Origin of the sequence: Sphingobacterium siyangense (assembly GCF_007830445.1) — a bacterium.
In the GTDB taxonomy this organism is placed as follows: domain Bacteria; phylum Bacteroidota; class Bacteroidia; order Sphingobacteriales; family Sphingobacteriaceae; genus Sphingobacterium; species Sphingobacterium siyangense.
The window spans coordinates 184,172-198,771 of the sequence record NZ_VLKR01000002.1 but is presented as its reverse complement, the minus strand read 5'-3'; the positions used below and the strand labels follow the sequence as shown (position 1 = coordinate 198,771).

The 14,600-nt window shown below is 37.1% G+C and carries 21 protein-coding genes; 10 read left to right on the top strand and 11 right to left on the bottom strand.

Annotated elements, in window-relative coordinates; genetic code table 11:
- Nucleotides 1-31 precede the first annotated feature (31 nt).
- Together IQ31_RS03215 and IQ31_RS03210 are read left to right on the top strand one after the other, a co-directional pair.
- Nucleotides 32-1,090 carry a transglutaminase-like domain-containing protein gene (locus tag IQ31_RS03215; RefSeq protein WP_157698512.1) on the top strand — a complete coding sequence of 353 codons (1,059 nt, stop codon included), beginning with the start codon at nucleotides 32-34 and terminating at the stop codon, nucleotides 1,088-1,090.
- 75 nt (nucleotides 1,091-1,165) lie between these two features.
- Nucleotides 1,166-1,618 carry a DUF1569 domain-containing protein gene (locus IQ31_RS03210; protein ID WP_088162060.1) on the top strand — a complete coding sequence of 151 codons (453 nt, stop codon included), beginning with the start codon at nucleotides 1,166-1,168 and terminating at the stop codon, nucleotides 1,616-1,618.
- A gap of 60 nt (nucleotides 1,619-1,678) precedes the next feature.
- On the opposite strand, the gene IQ31_RS03205 is transcribed toward IQ31_RS03210, so the two are convergent.
- The gene (locus IQ31_RS03205) at nucleotides 1,679-2,125 is read right to left on the bottom strand and encodes a GNAT family N-acetyltransferase (protein WP_145327084.1); all 447 of its coding nucleotides are present in this window, start codon (nucleotides 2,123-2,125) and stop codon (nucleotides 1,679-1,681) included.
- Between the two features lie 247 nt (nucleotides 2,126-2,372).
- On the opposite strand from IQ31_RS03205, the gene IQ31_RS03200 reads away from it, so the two are divergent.
- Entirely contained in the window at nucleotides 2,373-2,918 is a 546-nt protein-coding gene (locus tag IQ31_RS03200) for a hypothetical protein (RefSeq protein ID WP_088162062.1), read from the top strand.
- 110 nt (nucleotides 2,919-3,028) lie between these two features.
- Here the strand turns inward: IQ31_RS03200 and IQ31_RS03195 are convergent, their stop codons facing one another.
- A complete protein-coding gene (locus tag IQ31_RS03195) occupies nucleotides 3,029-3,232 on the bottom strand; it encodes a hypothetical protein (RefSeq protein ID WP_145327083.1) in 204 nt (67 codons plus the stop codon).
- Nucleotides 3,233-3,518: 286 nt separating this feature from the next.
- On the opposite strand from IQ31_RS03195, the gene IQ31_RS03190 reads away from it, so the two are divergent.
- Nucleotides 3,519-3,719: a YqaE/Pmp3 family membrane protein gene (locus tag IQ31_RS03190; RefSeq protein ID WP_075994862.1), complete on the top strand. Its 201-nt coding sequence runs from the start codon at nucleotides 3,519-3,521 to the stop codon at nucleotides 3,717-3,719.
- A 34-nt stretch (nucleotides 3,720-3,753) separates the two neighbouring features.
- Here the strand turns inward: IQ31_RS03190 and IQ31_RS03185 are convergent, their stop codons facing one another.
- Nucleotides 3,754-4,539, bottom strand: a complete 786-nt coding sequence (locus IQ31_RS03185) for an alpha/beta fold hydrolase (RefSeq protein ID WP_088162063.1) — start codon at nucleotides 4,537-4,539, stop codon at nucleotides 3,754-3,756.
- Nucleotides 4,540-4,584: 45 nt separating this feature from the next.
- Entirely contained in the window at nucleotides 4,585-5,019 is a 435-nt protein-coding gene (locus tag IQ31_RS03180; RefSeq protein ID WP_088162064.1) for an SRPBCC domain-containing protein, read from the bottom strand.
- Between the two features lie 304 nt (nucleotides 5,020-5,323).
- On the opposite strand from IQ31_RS03180, the gene IQ31_RS03175 reads away from it, so the two are divergent.
- A complete protein-coding gene (locus IQ31_RS03175) occupies nucleotides 5,324-5,773 on the top strand; it encodes a hypothetical protein (protein WP_145327082.1) in 450 nt (149 codons plus the stop codon).
- Between the two features lies 1 nt (nucleotide 5,774).
- Here the strand turns inward: IQ31_RS03175 and IQ31_RS03170 are convergent, their stop codons facing one another.
- From IQ31_RS03170 to IQ31_RS03150, 6 genes are all read right to left on the bottom strand, one after another.
- Nucleotides 5,775-6,221 carry a hypothetical protein gene (locus tag IQ31_RS03170; protein ID WP_088162066.1) on the bottom strand — a complete coding sequence of 149 codons (447 nt, stop codon included), beginning with the start codon at nucleotides 6,219-6,221 and terminating at the stop codon, nucleotides 5,775-5,777.
- A 114-nt stretch (nucleotides 6,222-6,335) separates the two neighbouring features.
- Entirely contained in the window at nucleotides 6,336-7,538 is a 1,203-nt protein-coding gene (locus tag IQ31_RS03165; RefSeq protein ID WP_145327081.1) for a hypothetical protein, read from the bottom strand.
- A gap of 210 nt (nucleotides 7,539-7,748) precedes the next feature.
- Nucleotides 7,749-8,243, bottom strand: a complete 495-nt coding sequence (locus IQ31_RS03160; RefSeq protein ID WP_088162068.1) for a hypothetical protein — start codon at nucleotides 8,241-8,243, stop codon at nucleotides 7,749-7,751.
- A gap of 21 nt (nucleotides 8,244-8,264) precedes the next feature.
- On the bottom strand, nucleotides 8,265-8,432 hold the full coding sequence (locus IQ31_RS27265; RefSeq protein WP_158638787.1) for a hypothetical protein: 168 nt from the start codon (nucleotides 8,430-8,432) through the stop codon (nucleotides 8,265-8,267).
- A 10-nt stretch (nucleotides 8,433-8,442) separates the two neighbouring features.
- Entirely contained in the window at nucleotides 8,443-9,201 is a 759-nt protein-coding gene (locus tag IQ31_RS03155) for a DUF1266 domain-containing protein (RefSeq protein WP_088162069.1), read from the bottom strand.
- Between the two features lie 33 nt (nucleotides 9,202-9,234).
- Nucleotides 9,235-9,882, bottom strand: coding sequence for a hypothetical protein (locus IQ31_RS03150; protein ID WP_145327080.1), 648 nt, complete (start codon nucleotides 9,880-9,882; stop codon nucleotides 9,235-9,237).
- A 224-nt stretch (nucleotides 9,883-10,106) separates the two neighbouring features.
- On the opposite strand from IQ31_RS03150, the gene IQ31_RS03145 reads away from it, so the two are divergent.
- The 4 genes from IQ31_RS03145 to IQ31_RS03130 all read left to right on the top strand — a co-directional run bounded on the left by IQ31_RS03145 (nucleotide 10,107) and on the right by IQ31_RS03130 (nucleotide 12,984).
- Complete coding sequence (locus IQ31_RS03145; protein WP_088162071.1) at nucleotides 10,107-10,631, top strand: Crp/Fnr family transcriptional regulator; 525 nt, start codon at nucleotides 10,107-10,109, stop codon at nucleotides 10,629-10,631.
- A 51-nt stretch (nucleotides 10,632-10,682) separates the two neighbouring features.
- Nucleotides 10,683-11,240, top strand: coding sequence for a DinB family protein (locus IQ31_RS03140; protein ID WP_088162072.1), 558 nt, complete (start codon nucleotides 10,683-10,685; stop codon nucleotides 11,238-11,240).
- A 168-nt stretch (nucleotides 11,241-11,408) separates the two neighbouring features.
- Entirely contained in the window at nucleotides 11,409-12,035 is a 627-nt protein-coding gene (locus IQ31_RS03135) for a hypothetical protein (RefSeq protein ID WP_088162073.1), read from the top strand.
- A 40-nt stretch (nucleotides 12,036-12,075) separates the two neighbouring features.
- On the top strand, nucleotides 12,076-12,984 hold the full coding sequence (locus tag IQ31_RS03130) for an alpha/beta fold hydrolase (RefSeq protein ID WP_145327079.1): 909 nt from the start codon (nucleotides 12,076-12,078) through the stop codon (nucleotides 12,982-12,984).
- 161 nt (nucleotides 12,985-13,145) lie between these two features.
- Here the strand turns inward: IQ31_RS03130 and arsC are convergent, their stop codons facing one another.
- The gene (gene arsC / locus IQ31_RS03125; RefSeq protein WP_088162074.1) at nucleotides 13,146-13,496 is read right to left on the bottom strand and encodes an arsenate reductase (glutaredoxin); all 351 of its coding nucleotides are present in this window, start codon (nucleotides 13,494-13,496) and stop codon (nucleotides 13,146-13,148) included.
- A gap of 183 nt (nucleotides 13,497-13,679) precedes the next feature.
- Between arsC and IQ31_RS03120 the strand changes: the two genes are divergently transcribed.
- Entirely contained in the window at nucleotides 13,680-14,588 is a 909-nt protein-coding gene (locus tag IQ31_RS03120; protein ID WP_088162075.1) for a helix-turn-helix domain-containing protein, read from the top strand.
- Nucleotides 14,589-14,600: the final 12 nt, after the last annotated feature.

Below are 14,600 nucleotides of genomic sequence, written 5' to 3'. Positions count from 1 at the left end.
ACCGGTCAAAAACGCACTAAAAGCTGCCGGCATGAATCGTAATGAATTGGAGAAAGTACTAGAGAAACTGCCCAAAGAAATGCGTGAAGGCGCGGCTTTTCTCATAGCTTATATGCCTAAAAATGACTTAACGACGATTAAGAGTGATCATCTTATCCATAATATTGAAAAGGCTTACCAGGCAAAATCAACATTTTCCTGGGCAAAGGAAATTCCAGATTCTATTTTTCTAAATGAGGTATTGCCCTATCGTGTATTTTCTGAAGATCTAGACGACTGGCGTGGTGATTTCTACGATCGTTTCTCAAAATATGTAACAAATAGCAAAACGATAAAAGATGCCGTTGTAGCCATAAATAAGAATATCAGAGATGAAGTAAAAGTCGATTACAATACCCAACGAAAAAAAGCTGATCAAAATCCATCTGAATCGATAAGCCAAGGGATGGCATCTTGTACCGGATTATCCATTTTACTGATCGATGCATTGCGATCAGTAGGTATACCGGCCCGGATTGCAGGTACACCAAACTGGCATGACAATCGTGGTAACCACAGTTGGGTCGAGGTATGGATTAATGGTAAATGGTATTTTACTGAATATTATCCGGACAAAGACCTAAATTACAGCTGGTTTTTGGCCGACGCAGGAAAAGCCGATCCGAATAGCAAGGAACATTCCATTTATGCGGCTTCCTACAAACCGGCAGCTACCTCATTCCCAGCATGGAGCGAAACAGAAGTATATGCAGATAATGTTTCCCAGCGCTATATTGATCTATTCAATCAGCAATATAGCCAACAATTGAACGACAAATCTTACACCCGTCTAAACGTAACCATGTATCTCAGTAACGATCAATGTCAACCGGAAGGCAGAACAAAATGCAATGTAGATATCTTTCAAGGAAATGATCAAATTGGCGGTGGTTCGACCGCAACTAAACTGCAGGATGCGAATGATTATTTAACATTTATCGTGAAAAAAAATCAGTCTTATACCTTGAGGTACAGCAATAAAAATGGGCCCACCGAAAAGAAAGTAACTGTAAAAGATGAGCCTTTAAATGTGATATTATACTTCAATTAATATAGATTATTATTTCGTACGTTATCATCCCCAACCAAAGTTCCAGCAACCTGAAAACCAATTAGCATTTAAATTATGAAAAATATTTTTGACAAAACAGTGAGTGATGAAGTGATAGCACGGATTCAAAATCTTAATCCAGACAGCAGTGCCCAATGGGGTAAAATGACTGTCGATCAAATGTTAGCCCACTGCAACGTGACCTATGAATTAATCTATGAAGACAAGCATACTAAGCCTACTGGATTAAAGAAACTACTACTAAAATGGTTTGTAAAGAATCTGGTGGTCAATGAAAAACCTTATAAGAGAAATAACCCTACTGCTACAGAGTTTCTGGTAACATCCAGACGTGATTTCGAGATCGAGCAACGTAGGTTAATCGATTACATTAGAAAAACGCTGGAATTGGGCGAAAATTATTTTGATGGGAAGGAGTCCCATTCTTTCGGCAAGCTGAAAAGCTGGGAGTGGAACAACATGTTTTATAAACACCTGGATCATCATTTGACACAATTTGCCGTCTAATTAATCTCAGTTGCCAACTGGATCGCCAGGCGCAGAAGTGCCCTGACGATCCAGTTAAGGTTATCGCCACCAATGATAATAGTTATGCATGCCGTCGTATTCAAATCCACACCTCGGATAAACACTATTACCGATAACATTTGTTTTCTCGGTCTCAAGCATCAGACCACAAGCTCCAGTCTCTTCACACCAGACTTTACTACGATCTATAAGCCGAACCGAAAGACCTTTACTCCGGTGATCAGGATGCACAAATAGATCACTCAACAACCACTGTCGCTGCAATTTAGTATAATGAAACAATTTATAAAGCTGAACAAAACCAACAGCTTGTTCGCCCTGAATTGCCAAAAAGATTTCTGACTCTCCGTACAAAAATCGCTCCCTCAAAAATTCTTTGGCTTTTTCCAAATCCGATTCCTGTCTGTAGAAAATCCGATAAAGATTGAATAACGCTGCTGCTTGATCAAGATCCTCAAGACTTGCCTTTCTAATGTTATAATTCATTTCATTAAATAGTTTGATTTATAGTGCAAATGTATCGCAACTCTTTCGTGTCGACCTCATCCAGATAGCAGATGTACAGTGGTCCAATCTTCCGTAACATGGATTTCGATGCGACCAATAAACAAGTTCATAATAATTTCAAAAACAGACTTCATGCCTTTATAACAACAGTTGTCGAATTATAAATGCTTTTGAACGAATTGTAAGTCTTCTGTACGGTCAATTTATAAGGTCCCTATATTTAGATATGAAAAGGAGAAAATTAGCAGCCACAGACAGTGAAACCTTTATTAATTATTACCTACCTAATTGGCGATCCATTATCATCGGTAGTATCTTGATTTTAATGGGGATATCTACATGTTTCATCGCTTATCATCCGAATGATTCATTTAAAGAGAATTTCAGTGCTATGGTACTTGACTTTAAAGATGTATTTCGCTTTTTAGTCTCATTATTTATGCTGTTGCTCCACTTATCTTTTATTATCGGCGGCTGCCTTCTTCTAAAGAGCAGCAGGAAGATCATCCGAGCCCGAACAGATAAAAAAGGATTGTATTTTAAACGGATTAAAAAGAAGACCGGGAGTATGTGGGCTTTAGCAGATTTGGATGCGCTGGTATTCGTGCCCTACATTCAAATCGTTAATATCCGTATTATTGAAAGCAATTGGTTGGGTCCTAGACTTGAGCTTGAGACTTTTCAAGGTAAAGAAATCCTTACCATGTTGAACGTATTAAGCCGAAAACAAAAAGAGCAAATTTGCCAAACCGTGAAAGAATATGGTATTTAATGGAGATGTGGTCTGCTCTCCCCTGTTTAAACAAGTAAAGTTTACTAAAATCAGAAAAAACTGATTCTAGTAAACTTTTACTTTAAACGATTTGCGGGTATAATTTATAATCAATCGTTGGGCAACAACTGATCGACATATTCTCTGATCTCTTGGGGTAACATAAGATAAACCGATGTTTTCAGATTTGCTTTACTTGGTTCCCCATCGATGAAAATATTCTTAAATCCATCATTGAGCCATTTCCCCTCATCCTCTAGATATCCACGATATTTGCTGTCTAAATTTTCAATAATACTATTGTTGTTTCCCATGTTTTCCGTCATTTATTCTATGTAATCTGCATCTAAAATATTCGACAGGGGAACATCAACATTGGTGCCACACCTCCTTAAAATTTTAAAATTCATCTGTCGGAAGGCATATTTTAAGTTTTCTTAACATTTACCTATTCTACCAACACAAAACTACTACACATTAATTATCAACACATTACAACCAAACAAAAAAATAACTTAATTTGCTTTAATTGATATTATTCGCGATTTTTAATGGTGAATACCGTACTTTTGTATTTTAATGTTTATAACCCTATTATTTATGATATTAATAGCAGTCTTACTTCCTTGGTTATCGTTTTTCTTACGCGGTAAGATTCTAAGTGGCATTCTCTGTTTGATCCTACAGATGACCATACTGGGTTGGATACCCGCAGCCATTTGGGCGGTTGCATCTCGTGTTGACGGAAAAAACGAACAGCGCATACGTAAGATGGAACGTAATATGCGTAATTATCGATAAACCTTTGGCGCGAACTTATTCGATTGAACAGGTTTCAATTGGGTGCCAAAAAATGCTGTATTTGTCCTAGTGTAAAATCGATCAATTGGTCATTTACATCGCCATTAAAATCAGCCATCATATAGTTCCCATGATTAGCCGGTAAAATAAGCAGTCGGGCATGAGGAATCTGCTGTTGCATGGCAGCTAGATGTGTCGTTTTTACAACATCTTGGTCTCCCCCTATCAAAAATACCGGGCAGGTCAAAAGCCTTAAGGATTCCGTTTCGAAGTCTTTAAAGTTTATCATGCGCTGGCTATCTTTTTCATACATATTTCGAAATTTCTCCGGATCTGGATTCAGCTTCATAAAGTTCTCTTTGAGAAAAGGTGGTATATCGTTAATTGTTGAAGCTTCCATACTTTCAAAAAAACCATCTAAAAGTCCCTCTCTTTTGGTATTTCCCGATGCTGCAATCAGCTTTTCCACCTTGTCCGGATACATCGTCGCAAATTTCAAAACTGTTGTCGCTCCATTACTAAAGCCAAAAAATGATGCTTTTGCGATAGAAAAGAAGTCAAGAACAGCCGAAATATCTTTCGCATCCTGCTCGAAGGTTTCGGGGGTGGTTCTGTGTTCGGATCTTCCATGATTTTGCAGGTCTATCACAATCAACTGGTACTGATCATGCAATCTTTTTATTGTCTCTTCAAAATCAGAGAATCCAGAGGAACCTCCGCCATGAATCAATACTAAAGGCCTTCCTGTGCCGAATATTTCGTAGTAAAGTTTTATTCCATTAGCAGGTGCATAACCGCTTTTCGATTCTATTTCACGCATAATTTATTCTATAAAGTCTATATTTCTGTCAGTAGCAACACGCTTCTACAACGATTTGTTTTCTATAAATTTTTTAAAACTTAGCAAGACCCCATCGGTAAAAGACTGTTGTAGGTCCAAAGGTGTAAACGTATCAGGTTCGAAAGTTTCCCGGATAATCGTATTGTTATCAATCGCTTGAAATTCAACAACACACGTTCTCCCTCCACTGGTACTTTCAATATACTCCATCCAAATAATCTCATCGTATACTCCTACATAATCAAATCCCTCGCGGCTATTTTTTTGTTCCATTCTAAAATTAAACATCCCGCCCTCTCTAAAATCAATATGAACAGCAGGACAGTGCCAATCGTCAAATGGAATATTCCATTGCATAATTGCATCAGCATCATTCCAGTATTTCCAAACATCGGCTAGTTGTTTTTCAACTAAAATAACCGAAACCAAATTTTTGACAGGACGATCTTTATGTTTCATAGGATGTTTTAAATGATAAGAATACTTTTGTCTATCTACATTGGTTTAAAATCATTCCGTCCAATGTTCTGATACAAAAGATCACATTGCGCGGCACCACAATATTAATAAACTATACAGAAATTCGACTTGTCCTATGACAATATTGACTTACGCTGCACACATTTTTCTGCGATACCGCGGAGCTGCACCTATAGCTAAGGAAAGGATGAAAGCCTACCGTAAAAGGTCGATTAAAGAATAAACAGACGACTGTGGTATATTTATTGTGTGAATATCATGAAATATATAAAAACCGATTCAAATGAGAAAACTAGCATTTATAGTCATGAGCCTTGTTACTTTTACATCTTGTAACAATGCCCCCAAGAACAGCGAATCCAAAGAAACAGCTGGCCAAGGTAAGGAAGAAGCAACTCCATCGATCGGCGGCAGCAAGGATGAGCACGGTTGTTTAGTCGCGGCAGGACAAACTTGGAGTGAGATCAAACAAGGATGTATCCAGGTATTCAATGTTGGCTTACGCCTAAATCCAACGGAGAAAGAAGAAGGAAAAGCTGTCATTAGTGCCTTTGTTGTCCTTAGCGAGGATAAATCAAAGCTAGAATTATTTTTACCTGATGACAGTAAAAAAACCATTATCCTGGATAAAGTCGAAAACGACATTTACCAAAAGGATAACTATAAATATGATGCTAAAAAATCAGCGCTTTACGTGAATAATACGATCAAGTACACAGGTGATGTTGAGTAGCCTAGAAAGATTGAACTATTGGCACAATTTGTACTACATAAGGCCCTGAGTAATGATTCCCTATCATTTTATTCTCATTCACCGTAATATGATATTGGCCAACATCTTTAAATCTATAGGCAAGCTCTTGGCCAAAGGGGCCATCAGCCGAACCATCGGGCATAAAAAGCTGACTAATTCGTACATTGGCTGTATCCGTGGGAGTTTTTATTTTGATAAGAACCGAATCCGCCTGATGGACTGAAATGAAAATAGTATCCGTTTTCCCTGATACCATACTCATTTCCTTAGATCTGCCACCACCAAAAAAGGTTACGTTAGAAGGTAAATCCTGTGCCTTGTGCTTAGATTCATTTGTACTGGACTGTGGCGGGCGCTGAGGTAATTGACAAGCTCCATACAGAAAAACTACCAACACATTCATGATCAATAATTGTAATTTACCCATAACGTTTTACTTAGGATAACAAAAGCTATTAAAATACGGTTTTAGTTACGCCAACTTTTTCTATACAAATCAAACGTTGATACTGGATTCTTTATACCCCTACCACTTTATCGGTTATCTCGTTTTATGAACTTCCTCCAGCATTTCAGTAATACACTGCATGAATAATTCATGGCCTTTCACGGGGTCATAAATGAACCCATGGCCACCAGCCTTCAGTGTCCGAAGATGCCAAGCCGGTGATTTTCGGCTAGCGTAGACAGCACTGATCTTCGCTATTGGATAGATGGTATCGTCAGCCGTGTGAAAAGAATATATTGGTCTATCGCTGTGTAGCCGTTCCCAATCGATCGGCTCAATAACGAGTTCACAATCGGCAGATAATGTGAAGAAGGCACTAAATGGTGTATTACTTTGAGCGGCAAACCAATAAACGGCTGTACCACCATTAGACATTCCACCAAGGTAAATTTCTTTGCTATTCAGTAAATAGTTTAGTTTGACTTCTTCGGTAATTGCTAACACCTGTTGAAAGGCAGAACGTTGTCGTACCCAACCGTACGATTTTTTTCCAAATGGATAAATTACAACAAATCCCAAATGATCTGCCAATTTAAAAATCGGCTCATCCGCTACACTTGGGTCCTCGAACTGGAACTCAGTGACACTTGAGACACCACCATGTAAGTAGACGATAGCTCTTACGTTGTTTTTATCTTTAAGCTCCGCAGGTAGATAGACCAAATATGGTACAAGACTATCGCCCATTTGATTCCAATATAAAACAAAGCCTGATTTGACCACCTCACCTGCCCCCCTTGAACTATTATGTTGAATCTTTTTTAACCACTCACGTTTAGCCTCAGCTTGTCGCTTTTTCAACTGCGCTACCTGTGTTGATAGCCGATCCAATTGATTTTGATAGGCAATTTGTTTTTTTAAATTTTGAAATTCCTCGGCCGATGAAAAATACCGGTACTCATCATCAGTTATTCCAAGTCCCAGCTTAATTCCTTCCTCAAACCACGCTATTGCCAAGTCCACACTGTCTACATTCGCCGCTGCCACCATCGCGTTGGCGTAATCATATTTTCCTATCGAATCTTTCTGTATAAAAGCAGCTTTAAAATCGTTCAGAGCAGCTTGGTAGCGCTTGTCCTTCAAATTTTTCCCCGCACTTTCCATTAATAATGAATAGGATGACATATTAGCCAAACGCATCTTCGCTTGTGGAATCTGAGACTGAGACCTCCCAATTGCAATTACGAAACAAAACACAAACACAAGAGAACCAGCATTAATTAACGTACTCATCATCTGAAAGTCTTTATAAAATCTCAATCATAAAAATTAAATGTCGAACCAAAGTAATCTAATTAGATCTCGAACACGAATTGTTCAAACGTCTTAAATATAGATGGCAATAGGGACTTCTCTTAATCTATTTCGGTGAAACAAAGAAAATCATCGGTGAATAATCATCTGATGGGGATAAGCGAAGGCACACCTAATTTCCTAATTCATAAGTTACATCGTCCACAAACTCCATTTTGATTTAATTGCATGTGGATTTAGTTCCCGTATTTTTTGATAAAAAACATAGAAATTTCTATTCCAGAGGGAATAGTTATGCGTAAAACTGAAAATGGACTGTCCCTTACTATCCAATTGAACGACAACTTGCCAGATATAGTGATTATTAATTTGAGTCGATGTCCTACGAAGTTCAATGATATCCACTAACCTAAAGGATCTACCTGCCCCGCCTCTTCGACCGACAGCGTAGAAATAATTTTCATCAAAAAAATAATCTTCGTCACTTAACAGATTATCTTCTATACCAAATAGAAAGGGTCGTGACGACAGTTTTCTTAATTTATCTGTTTCAAAATGATCATTCATCTCATAGCTTTTTTTAACACCGTATATATAATTTTTAGTTACATTTTTCTTATAGACTTGTGTCAACACGACAACGATCAACACACAACTGATAACCAAAACAATGCCTTTAAAATTCATTTATTCCAATAAAAAAGGAAATTAACTGACACAAATTACATAGAACGTAGGAATTCCCCCTTCATCTTTCTCGATAGCATCTAATCTTTCGAGATAGCTATGGTCGCGGATTTCTTTCTGAGCGATTTGTTGTTCCAATTGATAGCGCAAATCCAAAGCCGTAAAATGTAGTGGATGTGAAGGCCACATGAGACAACACTCAGACGGAATGATTACCATTCCACCATGCGACATTATTCCAAGGACTTCCTTTCTTTTCTTTAAGATACCCAATATACCTTTTCAAGTAAGATTTCCCAATTTTACTGTTTAACCCAACTTGATCTTCTCCTTCCATAAAATGATCGGAAAATAGCAACCAATCACTAAAATGCTTTTTCGCATATACTGACAACTTTTTGAGAACATCTAATGCCACAGGTTTTGATAGATATCCAACGTCCGTTGCGGATGTCGTAATATGACTTGCTACAGCAACAACAAAGGCATTCACCCCTACTTTGGAGATATCCCAAACGGCTGTATCGATTTTGCCGTTTTTTTCTTCCAATGCGGTCCCTGTCTTTTCTATTCCAAGTAAGGTAAAATATGAGCTCAACATTTCAAGACAGCTGTCTGTATCTGTTATACCAAAATCTCTTTTTAATAATTTGATAAAATCACTTCTATATTGATCAATTTTGGGATAATTTCCAAATTGATATAAGTGAATCGGATAATTTCCATCATCTCCTGTACTTCCGAATACCGTAAACCAGTCCCCAAAAACAATGACTCTAAATGCGGCTCCTAATGCATTACCAAACTGTTCTTCATAAGGAATATCCAGAAGTATATTGTTATCAATTGCTAAACTATCCTCCCTTTTTTTCTCTTCGGCTTTCAAAGTCAGTTCATCTTTGGCTTCATGCACACCTTCCTTTGCCGCATTCAATAATTCTCTTAAAAATTTAAACATAACGGTATTGATATTAACTACTTAAAAGAAATCTTACTTACTATATTTTGCTACAAGCGCATAATCATAGGGGATACTCATGGACAAGTCGCGTGCTTGCCAAATATCTCCTTCAGACGCCTGGTAAAAATCATAGGCATTTTTCAAGAAATTTTCACCGTTTGGAGCCTCCACCCAACTTTTCTTCTCTCGATTGTAAAGTAAAATCATACAACTCACGCAACGATAATTACCTGCTGTTTTTGGGTTTTCAAAACAAGTTCCAACTTTAATATTAATCTTCTGATTGATTATCACATCGGTCAATTTACGATCCGTGAGATGAATTAATGCGATTTGTGCATCCTCATGATCCGGTGGTAACTTCGCTATTACTAATCGTCCAAAATCTGTCTTTCTAATTTTTTCGATTTCTAAAGCCCTAAATTCTGGCGATATGCGATTTGTATCAATCGGGTATAGATCATCTTCTACAGCTGCCACTTCAGTCGTCGTTACTTCGGTAGCCCCAGCGGCAAGTAGCTGTTTATTGTTTTCATAATTTTCCCAATCTGCTGTATCGTAGGTAACCCACTGCTGTATCTTATAGAGCAAGGTTTCCCTCTTATTGACTTTGATAAAAAACGCCGCTATTAAAAATGAAACCAGCAAAATGAACAGGATAACAAGGACTCTTTTCACACTAAAATTATTTAATTAAGTATTTAAATCTGTAAAATCGTGAAAACATATTCCATGTTTTCATTTAATACCGTAAATCTGCACATAATTATTCAACCGGTAAATCTGGAACCCATATTAGGTCAAAACTTGGCGATATTTGTAGCTCAATAATCAATATTTGAAAACAGCAATACAATCGCTAATTTCGAAGACCTTTAATGATTCAATTAAATCCAACGTGTATGCATAAGCTGTTAGATCTCATATCACCTCGCATCTTTAAAAAAGAAATTTCTTTTAGGAGGAACGAATACATTAAAATGAATGGTTCGATTGATTCAAAGATTTATTTCATAAAAAAAGGCAGCATCAAAATCTCTATTTTTCAGGAAGATCATGAACAGATTATTCGCTTTGGATATGATGGAGATCTCATTGTAGCTATGGATTCTTTTATTCATGGTAGCTACTCGGATTATGCAATTCAGGCAATAAAGAAAACAGATATGCTAATCGCCGAGAAGGAAGATTTTATGAATTTTATCTATTCCACTTCAGAAAACACAAATTTATATATAACTATCTTGGAACAGTTGGTGTTACAGCAGCTTGAAAGAGAACGAGATCTATTGCTGGACTCCCCAAAAAACAGGTATGAAAGACTCATTAAACGAAATCCTAGATTATTTCAACTAATTCCTAATAAGCATATCGCCAATTATCTTAGAATGAGTCCCGAAACTTTATCAAGAATCAGTAAATCTTGAGTTAAATCAATTTTTTTCCAATTTATTTTCGAGTATTTTATCAAAAAAAAGATGAAATGTAAATCATTAGAACTACTTGATCAACTGGAAAAGCAAGTACAAGAACATATGTCATTTGTCAATTCCCTAGAAGCCCTTTCTCAGGAGACATTACGTAAAAGACCTCATGAAGGGTCCTGGAATATCCTCGAATGCATACAGCACCTGAATCTGTACGGAAGTTTCTATTTACCTGAAATCACAAAAAAAATATCCGAAAGCAATCTTGGCCACAATGTTGATTTCAAAAGCGGTTTTTTAGGAAACTATTTTGCTAATTCTATTTTACCAAATGATAAGGAAAAAAAGATCAAAACTTTTCGAAAAATGGATCCCAGAAATCTTATGCAGAGCGCCGAACCGATTCCAGTTTTTTTAGAACAGCAAAATAGACTACTTCATCTACTCGATAAGGCAAGGTCAAAAGATTTAACTAAAATTCGCATTAGGCTATCTTTCAGCAACTGGATACAGCTCCGTTTAGGAGATATATTTCGCTTTATTATTCATCACAATACCAGGCATATTGTACAAATAAAGAATATCTTATCGTTAACTACAACACATTAAAATAGGGTCCTAAAGAAGCCCACGCCATATACACCAAAAGCATGTGGGCTTACCGACAAATAATATTGACTAACCGAGGTAAACCCTATATTGACCGAATAGCACTATCATGATACATGATTATGTATTTATTTTAGACAGGATCAGATAACCAATAAAATAAAAACAATGCATAGAATTATAGGAATATGGATCGTCTTCTTGATTTGCTTTTCTCAAAATAGTATTGGACAAGTAAAAGATTCAAACTATTTTCTCGAAAAAGATAATACTAAGGTACCGCCGCAGGCCAACATTTTACCGCTACAAAATTTCAACTTCCACGTCAAACCCTATCAGGCTTTAGGAACCAAAGTGATCGTAGATTCATTATCGCTCGGAGCAGATAATTATATCATTTATACATTTAGCGTAACCAAATCTCCTCATGACAAGGAATATTATTCTTTCTGCAATATTGTCGTTAAATTAACCCCGCAGGAGTCTATGATGACTTTAGCTCAAACGAATAAAATTTACGCTGGAAATGTCTCAAGAAACCACCCCGACTATTTTGGTCAGGGCACTTTAATACGGGATGATTATCGTATTGATTTTATAGCATTTACGCAAGAAAACCATGATATTAGCGTAATTAACACTAAAATTTACAACCTTTCAAAAGGTAGAACCATATTGTTGGAACAAGATACCTTCCACCAATTTATGCTAAATGATTACCAATTTTCGGACATTGGACTACAATCAACCAATGACCTTAAAGAACATATTGCAGGACTAATAAATAAACGGTAAACGCGAAAATTCATCCTTTCATTTGAACTTTAAAATAAATATGAAAACCTGGACGATCATGCTATTCTTCGTTTCCATTGGGGGCATACAAACGTATGCGCAGGAAACGGCTAATATTAAAGGTATACGAACATCCTATTGGGTAAAGGGGTTGGAAAAAAGAAAAGCCAACGAGCCAATCGTCATTTTTGAAAGTGGCATCGGCATGAGCGGGAACAATTTTTCCGTCCTTTTTCCCAAATTAATGAGTAATATACCGTATTTCAGTTATGACAGAAATGGCTTAGGAAATTCGGATCCTGATCCATCCTTAAAATCTGACCAAGATGTCGTGGACAAATTACATTTAATCCTATCCGCTTTAGAAATTAAACCGCCCTATTTACTCGTCGGGCATTCGCTGGGCGGAGCTTTTGTTAGGCTGTTTACAGCTAAATATCCGGATGAAATTGCCGGCTTAGTCCTCATCGATCCTACCGATTTTATGTTAACAGAAACAGAAGACGCAATTGCTACTGAAACATCAAATAGCCAGATAGGTTACCAACAACTCTGGGTAAAAATGCTTTCAGATATGATAAACGACAAAAACCTTGGTGAGGGTGTAAAATTGGAAATGAAAAGAGAGCTGGCAGTCAGCGAAAAACATTTTTTTAAAGAATATGCCGATTTACCGCTTCTAAAAAATATCCCTGTTACCGTATTCATCGCCTACAATCGACCTATCGAGCGATATGAAAAAGAAATGAACAGTAAATTGGGAATAAATGATAGATTTTGGTTTGATGCCTATGACCAGCTTCGAATCAAACACTATGCAAATCTAATCAAACAAAATAACAATTGTGAACTGATTCTTTTACCAGGATACAGCCATGGGATACACCAACAAGACCCTGATAAAGTCGGTGTAAGCATAAATAGCCTCTTTAAAAAAATAACCCACTAAATCATGTCGATTAAAATAATATCATAGGAGATATCTTTAACCGTTCAAAAAAAAGCCAAAATTAGTGATTAGAAAAAAAATTTAAGTACATCCAACACGGCTGCAGCTATATTCAAAAAATGTTTCATACAACGGAAAACACAACAATCAAGCCAGCATCATCACTTAGCACCAATGAGTGCTAAAACTTTTTCGATAGGTCGACCAATTACTGCTACACCGTCCTTTACAACGATAGGGCGCTCAATCAAGATCGGATACTCCAGCATCACATCGATCCATTGCTCATCTGTCAAGTGAAGATTTTGGAATTTTTCCTGAAAGACCGGTTCTCCTTTTCTGATAAGTTCCAAAGGTTTTAAAGCAAGTTGACCCAATAATTCAATCAATTGGCCTCTCGTCGGAACATCGTTTAAGTACTCCTGTACTTCTATATCCACAGCTTGATGCTGTAGCAGCTCCAATGCATTACAACTCTTACTACAATTTTTATTATGATAAATTTTAATCATGGTCGCAATATGTAAAGGATATCCTTGTGATAAAAAATCAATTATTGGATACCCTCAAAAATAGTAACAAAATCACAAACAGTTCAAATAAAATGCCATTGGCTAACTAAATATTCGAATTCATTTTCGAGAAACTGATCCGTTTATGACGTAGGATTGTTTCTCTTTTTTTAATTTAGTAATATGAAATCAGCCGAAAGTGTGACAGATTTTTACAAAAGGCAACCAGGTTTAACTCATCTGGATTTGCCGCTAAATAATACGGGAATTGGGCATTTCAATGTTTTCAGCAGGGAATCCTGTACTGTCGTCTCTCCGTACAATCGCCGCGATTTTTATAAAACCTCCCTTATCATAGGGCGTGGAAAACTATATTACGCAGATAAGTGGATACAAATCGATAGACCTGCCATGTTATTTGCGAATCCGGTTGTTCCATATGCTTGGGAACCCGAATCCTCAGAACAATCCGGATGGTATTGTGTATTTACAGAAGAATTTATACAGCATAGTGAACGGATAGAAAGTCTAAAAGACTCTCCCCTGTTCAAGATAGGTAGCAATCCGATTTATTTTCCGGATGAAACACAATTAGCAGAAATTTCTACAATCTTCCAAAAGATGATGGTTGAAATGAACTCGAGCTATATCCATAAAGATGATATGTTGCGAAGTTATCTACATCTTCTAATTCATGAAACGATGAAATCGAGTCCCGCAGCGAGTTTTGGATCATATACCAATGCATCGACCAGGGTATCGGGACTATTTCTTGAGCTGTTAGAAAGACAATTTCCAATCAATACCTTTCAACTTAGCCTGCAATTGAAAAGCCCAGCAGATTATGCGCATGCGCTTTCGGTTCATATCAATCACCTCAATAGGTCGGTAAAAGAAGCCACAGGCAAAACCACCAGTACACATATTGCAAACCGTGTGGTCCAAGAAGCCAAAGCTTTGTTGCTGCATACCAATTGGAATGTATCGGATATTGCCTACAGCCTAGGATTTGAATATCCATCCTATTTTACCAATTTCTTCAAAAAGCAAACCGGGATGTCTCCAAACCAAGTCCGAAGCAATACTGTTTGAATTGTATAACAA

What these genes read in the sequence shown, in the direction of transcription:
- IQ31_RS03165 (WP_145327081.1), bottom strand. Translation starts at nt 7,538, where the DNA reads ATGATGAGTACGTTAATTAATGCTGGTTCTCTTGTGTTTGTGTTTTGT.
- IQ31_RS03145 (WP_088162071.1), top strand. Translation starts at nt 10,107, where the DNA reads ATGCATAAGCTGTTAGATCTCATATCACCTCGCATCTTTAAAAAAGAA.
- IQ31_RS03205 (WP_145327084.1), bottom strand. Translation starts at nt 2,125, where the DNA reads ATGAATTATAACATTAGAAAGGCAAGTCTTGAGGATCTTGATCAAGCA.
- IQ31_RS03170 (WP_088162066.1), bottom strand. Translation starts at nt 6,221, where the DNA reads ATGGGTAAATTACAATTATTGATCATGAATGTGTTGGTAGTTTTTCTG.
- IQ31_RS03175 (WP_145327082.1), top strand. Translation starts at nt 5,324, where the DNA reads ATGAGAAAACTAGCATTTATAGTCATGAGCCTTGTTACTTTTACATCT.
- IQ31_RS03135 (WP_088162073.1), top strand. Translation starts at nt 11,409, where the DNA reads ATGCATAGAATTATAGGAATATGGATCGTCTTCTTGATTTGCTTTTCT.
- IQ31_RS03200 (WP_088162062.1), top strand. Translation starts at nt 2,373, where the DNA reads ATGAAAAGGAGAAAATTAGCAGCCACAGACAGTGAAACCTTTATTAAT.
- IQ31_RS27265 (WP_158638787.1), bottom strand. Translation starts at nt 8,432, where the DNA reads ATGTGGCCTTCACATCCACTACATTTTACGGCTTTGGATTTGCGCTAT.
- IQ31_RS03160 (WP_088162068.1), bottom strand. Translation starts at nt 8,243, where the DNA reads ATGAATTTTAAAGGCATTGTTTTGGTTATCAGTTGTGTGTTGATCGTT.
- IQ31_RS03130 (WP_145327079.1), top strand. Translation starts at nt 12,076, where the DNA reads ATGAAAACCTGGACGATCATGCTATTCTTCGTTTCCATTGGGGGCATA.
- IQ31_RS03195 (WP_145327083.1), bottom strand. Translation starts at nt 3,232, where the DNA reads ATGGGAAACAACAATAGTATTATTGAAAATTTAGACAGCAAATATCGT.
- IQ31_RS03120 (WP_088162075.1), top strand. Translation starts at nt 13,680, where the DNA reads ATGAAATCAGCCGAAAGTGTGACAGATTTTTACAAAAGGCAACCAGGT.
- IQ31_RS03180 (WP_088162064.1), bottom strand. Translation starts at nt 5,019, where the DNA reads ATGAAACATAAAGATCGTCCTGTCAAAAATTTGGTTTCGGTTATTTTA.
- IQ31_RS03210 (WP_088162060.1), top strand. Translation starts at nt 1,166, where the DNA reads ATGAAAAATATTTTTGACAAAACAGTGAGTGATGAAGTGATAGCACGG.
- IQ31_RS03140 (WP_088162072.1), top strand. Translation starts at nt 10,683, where the DNA reads ATGAAATGTAAATCATTAGAACTACTTGATCAACTGGAAAAGCAAGTA.
- arsC (WP_088162074.1), bottom strand. Translation starts at nt 13,496, where the DNA reads ATGATTAAAATTTATCATAATAAAAATTGTAGTAAGAGTTGTAATGCA.
- IQ31_RS03215 (WP_157698512.1), top strand. Translation starts at nt 32, where the DNA reads ATGAATCGTAATGAATTGGAGAAAGTACTAGAGAAACTGCCCAAAGAA.
- IQ31_RS03190 (WP_075994862.1), top strand. Translation starts at nt 3,519, where the DNA reads ATGATATTAATAGCAGTCTTACTTCCTTGGTTATCGTTTTTCTTACGC.
- IQ31_RS03185 (WP_088162063.1), bottom strand. Translation starts at nt 4,539, where the DNA reads ATGCGTGAAATAGAATCGAAAAGCGGTTATGCACCTGCTAATGGAATA.
- IQ31_RS03155 (WP_088162069.1), bottom strand. Translation starts at nt 9,201, where the DNA reads ATGTTTAAATTTTTAAGAGAATTATTGAATGCGGCAAAGGAAGGTGTG.